Below are 6,764 nucleotides of genomic sequence, written 5' to 3'. Positions count from 1 at the left end.
TTTTTGGCATCTGCTAGCTCTCGTTCAAGTTCTTGAATTCGTCGGGCTTGAGGATCAAGGGCTGTTTTATTTGTAGGTATCTCACCTTTTCTCTCCGCTAAATACTGCTTTTTCCATCGAACTACAGCAGATGAAGAGGCACCTGATAGATCAATTATTTGTTGATTAGAGTAATTATCATCGATCATCAATTTTGCATATTCTAGCTTTTGAGCAGGAGACACTTTTATACGATCTTTTCGAGTTGTATTGGCCATTATTCTTTCCTATTTAATTCATTTAAGAGGCTATCAAACCCTCCAAACTTATTAAACCATTACAATAAGGTCAGAACGAAGGTAAATTAAGTTCATCTGACCCTAACTAACATCAACTAATTAGCTATTACTACCGAGTAATAAGTCTTGGAAAAGTTTAAGAGTTCACTTTCACAGAACAGCCAACACGGCCACTTTCTGAAACACTACGTACTGCTAACAGGTTGGCATTAGGCACTGCATTTTTATCGTAATTCAGCCATTGCGTGCTGTCTAAAGAGTATTGAATGGTCAAACCTGGGAATGATGATTAACCAATAATTTTCCATCTTCTATTTTCTAACACTTCAAAGCTTTTTTCTGGGTGTACAAATTGCACCAACTCTACTTTATCAAACTGATATTGACGGATTAAACCACGCGTATCACGACCGTATGATCAAGGTATGTGTGAAGTGATTTTAATCAGCAGATCGCTTCATCGTAAATTACGTCACGACTCATGTTTGCTAATGGCACTTCAACAGATGGGATCAATGACAGACCTTGACCCTCTTCCGTTGCAGATTTGGTATTAAACAGATCATCACCAAATTTTGGTTATTTTGTTGTGCCATATAAACTTTCAGAATTTACCAAAAGTGGCATATACATCTCAGTGTAACCATGTTCATTGGGTCATAAAACCCTTTCAACATAGTAATTAATATCAGTCTTATATTAATCGGTAATTATTTGTTCGAGAAACTGTTTTAATCTATCGCTTTGAGGGTTTTCAAAAAATTCTTTTGGTGTATTTTCTTCAATGATTTGTCCTTGATCCATAAATATAACGCGATCGGCAACTTTCTTAGCAAACCCCATTTCATGAGTCACACAAACCATGGTTTTTTTCTCTTTGGCTAATTCGATCATTACATCTAATACTTCATTAATCATTTCAGGATCAAGGGCAGAGGTAGGTTCATCAAAAAGCATAATTTTAGGATCTTTGCAAAGACCTCTTGCGATGGCAACACGTTGTTGCTGTCCTCCACTTAATTGATTTGGATATTTATGCGCTTGCTCTGCAATATTGACTCTTTTTAGATACTTCATTGCAGTTTTAGTCGCTTGCGTTTTTGACACACCTTTTACATAGGTTGGCGCTAAGGTTAAGTTTTCCAATATTGAAAGATGAGGGAATAAATTAAAATGTTGAAAAATCATGGTCACATGTTTTCTCAATTCTTTAATTTTTTTTACATCATCTTTTAGTATAATTCCATCAACTGTCACGGTTCCTTGTTGAAATTGCTCAAGATAATTAATACATCTAATGAGTGTTGATTTCCCAGAGCCACTTGGTCCACAAATAACGACTATTTCACCTTCTTTAATCTTTAAATTTATGTTTTTTAGTACGTGAAAATCATCGAACCATTTATTTAACTTCTCGATTTCTATAATATAATTCATTTTATGTTCCATCTTTTATTGCTGTGATTTTATCTGTTTTCAGTATTTAATCTATCTTCTAAAACTTTAGAGTATCTTGATAAACCAGAACAAAATATTAAAAATATAAAACCCACAAATACATATCCTTCCGTTGCAAACCCAGTCCAATGTGAGTCTATGGAGGTCAAACCAACCATGGTAAGCAAATCAAATAAACCGATGATGAGTACAAGAGTAGTATCTTTAAATAAGCCAATAGCATTGCCAACTAAGTTGGGTATTGATACTTTAATGACTTGCGGTAATATAATAATGAGCATTTTCTGCCAATAAGATAATCCTTCAGAATCAGCAGCTTCATATTGTCCTTTGGGGATGGCTTGTAACCCACCTCGGATCACTTCTGCAACATAAGCAGCTTGAAATAAAGTGACAACAATCAGAACTCTTAACAGCTTATCAAAGGTCATACCTTCAGGAAAAAACATAGGTAATATCACCGAACCCATAAATAAAATGGTGATAAGGGGAACTCCCCTGACAAATTCAATATAAACGATACTAAAACTTTTAATGATTGGAAGCTTAGATTGCCTACCAAAAGCGAGTATAATACCAACAGGCATAGCCACTACTATTCCTATTGAAGAGATAATTAAGGTAAGCATTAATCCCCCCCATTTATCTGTTGGCACTTCAACTAAACCAAAACTCCCCCCGGTAATTAAAAAATAGGCAATGATTGGAAATAAACTAAACAGCGCAATTTTTGCCTTAAACGTTTTTCCCGTATATTTAAATAAAAGTAAAAATATAATAGATAATCCAAAGACCCAATTAATTCTATATATTTCACTCTCTGGATAAAAACCATAAATAAAGAAGTCCATTTTATGGATAATAAAGACCCAACAAGCTCCATCTCCAGTACAAGATGCTTTGGTTGTGCCAATAAAATTGGCATCGATGATAGCCCAAGTAATAAAAGGAGGAATTGTTATATATAACAAACCTAATATCAAAAAAGAAAAAATAACATGAGTAGGTGTTGCTACCAGGTTATCTAAAACCCATTTAATTGGCCCCTTGGTATTGGTGGGCGATTTTTGTGATTGCTCTATTTCATATATCGCCATTATCGACCCTTTATTTCCAGTTTTTTATTAACATAATTTAATACCAAAGAGATAATTAAACTAATACATAAATAGACACTCATGGTCATCAGAATAATTTCAATGGCTTGTCCAGTTTGATTTAATGCTGTTCCACTAAAAATGGTGACAAGTTCAGGGTAACCGACGGCAGCAGCTAATGATGAGTTTTTAACCACATTTAAACATTGACTAATAATGGGCGGTAATGCAATTCTTATCGCTTGCGGTAATATAACTAGTTTTAAAGATTGATATGCGCTAAGTCCAAGATCCGATGATGCTTCTTTTTGACCAATATCAACCGCTTCAATACCACTCCTGACAGCTTCTGCTGTAAAAGTTGCCGTATATATAGATAAAGAAAAAGCCAATGCCAGAAACTCTGGCGTGTAGGTCATTCCCCCCTTGTAGTTAAATCCTTGTAATACGGGATCATCAAAACTTAAAGGATTACCAGCAATAACATAGACGAGTAAAGGAATGGAAAATAAAATAAGGATATTCCAAGGAAGAAGAAAAGTATTTACTCCCGTTTTTTCAAATTTTCTTTTTGCGACTTTTGATAAATAGACAACCAATGCGATGGATGCAAAAAATGCGATGATAACAAAGCTAAAACCCTCTTCCATGATAGGACGGGGCACACTAAATCCACGATTATTTAATATCATATCGGCACCCAACTGAATACTTTGCTTAGGGTTTGGAAGTGCCACTAAAACAACGTTGTACCAAAATAATATTTGCAGTAAAAGAGGAGTATTTCTAAAAACCTCAATATAGGTAGAAGCAAGTTTAGACACTAAAAATATTTTAGATAATCTTGCAATACCAATGATGACACCTAAAATGGTTGAAAATACGATACCAAATATTGAGACATAAAGTGTATTAGCAATACCAACTATGAATGAATCTAGAAATGAAGAGTTGGCATTATATGCAATAGGTGATTCTGAAATATCAAAACCAGCTCTTTCATTTAAAAATGAAAATCCGGTTTTGATACCTCTGGCTTCAATATTAATGTATAAATTTGTGAACATAAACCACAAACCTATCACTAAAAGCGTAACAATGACAAATTGAAAAAATATTGCCCTAAATGTTTTATTATAGATAATAGACACACGAAACCTTTGTTATATATTTTAAAAAAGTAATGTTTTGAAAAATAAAAAATTCAAGAGATTAATCTCTTGAATTTAGATTTAGATTTGTATTTGTATCTTTATCTAAATGGTGGAGAATAAAGAATGCCGCCATTAGTCCATAAAGCATTAATACCCCTTTTGATATCAAGAGGAGTATTTACACCTAAATGTTTTTCAAATGATTCAGAGTAATTACCTACTTGGGTAATAATGTTATAAGCCCATTTAGCATCTAAGCCTAACATTTCACCTAAATTTCCATTAACACCAAGCAGTCTTTGAATTTCTGGATTATTTGAATTTTTAGCGAGATCAGCTGCATTTTTAGAAGTAATGCCTAGCTCTTCTGCGGTAATCATTGCGTTTAGAGACCATTTTACAATATTAAACCATCTGTCATCACCTTGTCTTACGACAGGACCTAAGGGTTCTTTTGAGATGATATTTGGTAAAACGATATACTTACTTTTATCCAGTACGGTTAATTTTGAATAAAGTCCTGATTGGTCAGTCGTAATAGCATCACAACGACCCGCTTTAAAACCCGCTATCACTTGTGCATCTGTATCATACGATACTGATTTATATTCCATATTATGTTGTAAAAAGTAATCTGCTAAGTTTAATTCAGTGGTATTTCCTGTTTGTAAACAAAAAGTTGCACCATCTAATTCTCTTGCATCTTTGACACCAAGTGATTTAGCCACTAAAAAACCTTGACCATCATAATAATTAACGCCAGCAAAGTTAAGACCCAGTGATGTATCTCTTGAATAGGTCCAAGTTGTTGATCTTGCAAGCATATCAATTTCACCCGTTTGCAGAGCAATAAACCTTTCTTTAGATGTTAAAGAGTGATTATTCAATTTATTGGCATCTCCAAGTACGGCGGCTGCAACTGCTCTACACATATCTATATCGAAGCCTTTCCAAACTTTATCATCACCCATCTCAGCAAAACCAGCAAAACCAGTCGACATACCACAATGCAGTACACCTTCTTTTTTTACTTTTTCAAAAGTACCTGCGTTTACATTCATTCCTATTACAGCGATTGCAATAAGTGATAATTTTAAAATTTTTTTCATCATTATTCCTAAGGGTTTATCTAAATTAGCATACCTTATTGTGTGTTAAGCTAAAGTTGATGTGGACAAATTTCGTACTGTAATTACACATTAATAATGAAGTAAAACGGTACATTTCCCTTCATTATTCTACGTTGATAACGTTACCGCTTAAATATTACAAAATGATTACAAAGGGAAACTATTCTGATCTAACTGAACAGGACGTTCAGACTGGCACATCAATGTAAGCGTTAAATAATAGTGAAAATATAATCACTGCATTATCTAAAGATGGTCAGTTAAATTTGATTACTGCTGGTAAAACGCTTTGTTTATGGAATAACAAGCAAGTGGAATCGCCATTACACTGTTTAAAAGCAATGAAGCGCAGTTTATGGAATTACTTGATATCAGTGAAAATAATCAATTTTACCTAGTCTCAGCGTTTATATGCTGTGCAGGGCCATAGACCATTGGGTGAGTGGGGAGTATCGAAGGCAATATCATCAATCTCTGCTGATGGCAGCAAAATATTATTAGCTTTTCACAGCGCTAAAGTCAGCATCATTGATGTTAAGGCTAATAAAATCAACACTTTTTAAAAACACCGATTAGATATTAATTCGGTAAGTTTATCAGATGATGGTGCAATGGCTCTTACCGGCTCAAGTGATAAAAAAGCACGTGTTTGGCAAAAATCCACAGGGGAAAATGTTCATGGTTTATCTCATGGCTCAAGAGTAAATCATGTCAGTTTAAGTAGTGATGGCAAGATTGCTTTCACCTTAGATGCGATAATAGATCGCACCTTTTGGGATTTAACTACAGGCGAGGTGATTGCGGAGTTATACCATTCCGCATAATATTGTGATCAGGGCTTGTTGAGGAAAAATGATGAAGAGCAAGGCGCATGATTGAGTAATAGCTAGCTATTTATTATTTTAACCAACAAGATAGATCAGATACTTATGCAGATTGGTATTAGACACTAATTTACGTTTTTTGAATTTAATGATTCAAGTTTCTCGGTAAATAATTCGCTGTGATTAACAGGTTCGCCTAAACAGGTAATCAAACGGTGGCGAGTAGCTGATGGTGCTTTTGCACAGTGGCAGTCACAAATGACACGTGGTCGCTCATCAATACTGAGCGTTGCTTACTAAGAGCAAGATAAAATCGTTACCACTAACAGCGATGGCCTACTTGAGCAATGGCAGTTACAAAAAACTAAAATAAAGAATTAATTCAATTAGTATTCACTATTTAGCCACTTATTAATTTTTATATCATAGTGTCGTCTTAAAAGTGCGCATAAGTGACCGTTACCCCCCTCAAGCAACTACATTTATTAGGCTCTGTTGTAGCTAATTGTTGTCTATACTTATAAATAAGACTTAACTGATTGAAGGTACTCGCAATGAAGACTAAATTATTTGTAAGTAAGCTTAATCTAATCACAAAAGCACTTTTCTCTATGACACCGGCGCAAAGAGAGGTAGTTCACCAGTCAATTCAAGCATTAGACACTGAAATCAGTGCGAATGAGTTAATTCAGCCACTTTTCGATATGCTATCCCAATGTCCACACTGCCATTCTAGCCAGCTAAAAAAATGGGGGATGTCGGGTTCAATACAACGGTATCGTTGTAAAGATTGCTTAAAAACCTTTAATAATAAGACGAGTAC

7 protein-coding genes and 2 pseudogenes are annotated in these 6,764 nt (G+C 34.6%); 2 read left to right on the top strand and 7 right to left on the bottom strand.

Going from position 1 to position 6,764, the window contains the following annotated elements; all coding sequences use genetic code 11:
- The 7 genes and pseudogenes from G322_RS0116375 to G322_RS0116350 form a co-directional block, all read right to left on the bottom strand.
- A pseudogene (locus tag G322_RS0116375) lies at window positions 1-257 on the bottom strand (IS3-like element ISVa4 family transposase); the annotation flags it as partial.
- Window positions 258-414: 157 nt separating this feature from the next.
- Window positions 415-552: an early set domain-containing protein gene (locus G322_RS24905; RefSeq protein WP_022942799.1), complete on the bottom strand. Its 138-nt coding sequence runs from the start codon at window positions 550-552 to the stop codon at window positions 415-417.
- Between the two features lie 42 nt (window positions 553-594).
- Window positions 595-929 (bottom strand): annotated as a pseudogene (locus G322_RS24350) (serine--tRNA ligase); the annotation flags it as partial.
- A 48-nt stretch (window positions 930-977) separates the two neighbouring features.
- Entirely contained in the window at window positions 978-1,715 is a 738-nt protein-coding gene (locus tag G322_RS24345) for an amino acid ABC transporter ATP-binding protein (RefSeq protein WP_022942798.1), read from the bottom strand.
- A 29-nt stretch (window positions 1,716-1,744) separates the two neighbouring features.
- Window positions 1,745-2,833 (bottom strand): amino acid ABC transporter permease, encoded by a 1,089-nt coding sequence (locus G322_RS0116360; protein ID WP_022942797.1) that lies wholly within the window; start codon window positions 2,831-2,833, stop codon window positions 1,745-1,747.
- Window positions 2,833-3,984, bottom strand: a complete 1,152-nt coding sequence (locus G322_RS0116355) for an amino acid ABC transporter permease (protein WP_028866690.1) — start codon at window positions 3,982-3,984, stop codon at window positions 2,833-2,835. Before G322_RS0116355 ends, G322_RS0116360 begins: the two co-directional genes overlap by 1 nt.
- Window positions 3,985-4,085: 101 nt before the next feature.
- Window positions 4,086-5,096, bottom strand: a complete 1,011-nt coding sequence (locus tag G322_RS0116350; protein ID WP_022942795.1) for an amino acid ABC transporter substrate-binding protein — start codon at window positions 5,094-5,096, stop codon at window positions 4,086-4,088.
- A 599-nt stretch (window positions 5,097-5,695) separates the two neighbouring features.
- Here G322_RS0116350 and G322_RS22980 point away from each other — a divergent pair.
- Together G322_RS22980 and G322_RS21135 are read left to right on the top strand one after the other, a co-directional pair.
- Complete coding sequence (locus G322_RS22980) at window positions 5,696-5,941, top strand: WD40 repeat domain-containing protein (RefSeq protein ID WP_156873983.1); 246 nt, start codon at window positions 5,696-5,698, stop codon at window positions 5,939-5,941.
- A gap of 554 nt (window positions 5,942-6,495) precedes the next feature.
- On the top strand, window positions 6,496-6,764 hold a 269-nt coding region (locus tag G322_RS21135; protein ID WP_022942793.1), incomplete at its 3' end, for an IS1/IS1595 family N-terminal zinc-binding domain-containing protein.

Origin of the sequence: Psychromonas hadalis ATCC BAA-638 (assembly GCF_000420245.1) — a bacterium.
Taxonomy (GTDB): Bacteria; Pseudomonadota; Gammaproteobacteria; order Enterobacterales; family Psychromonadaceae; genus Psychromonas; species Psychromonas hadalis.
The sequence above is the reverse complement of the archived record's forward strand: the minus strand, read 5'-3'. Positions and strand labels throughout refer to the sequence as shown.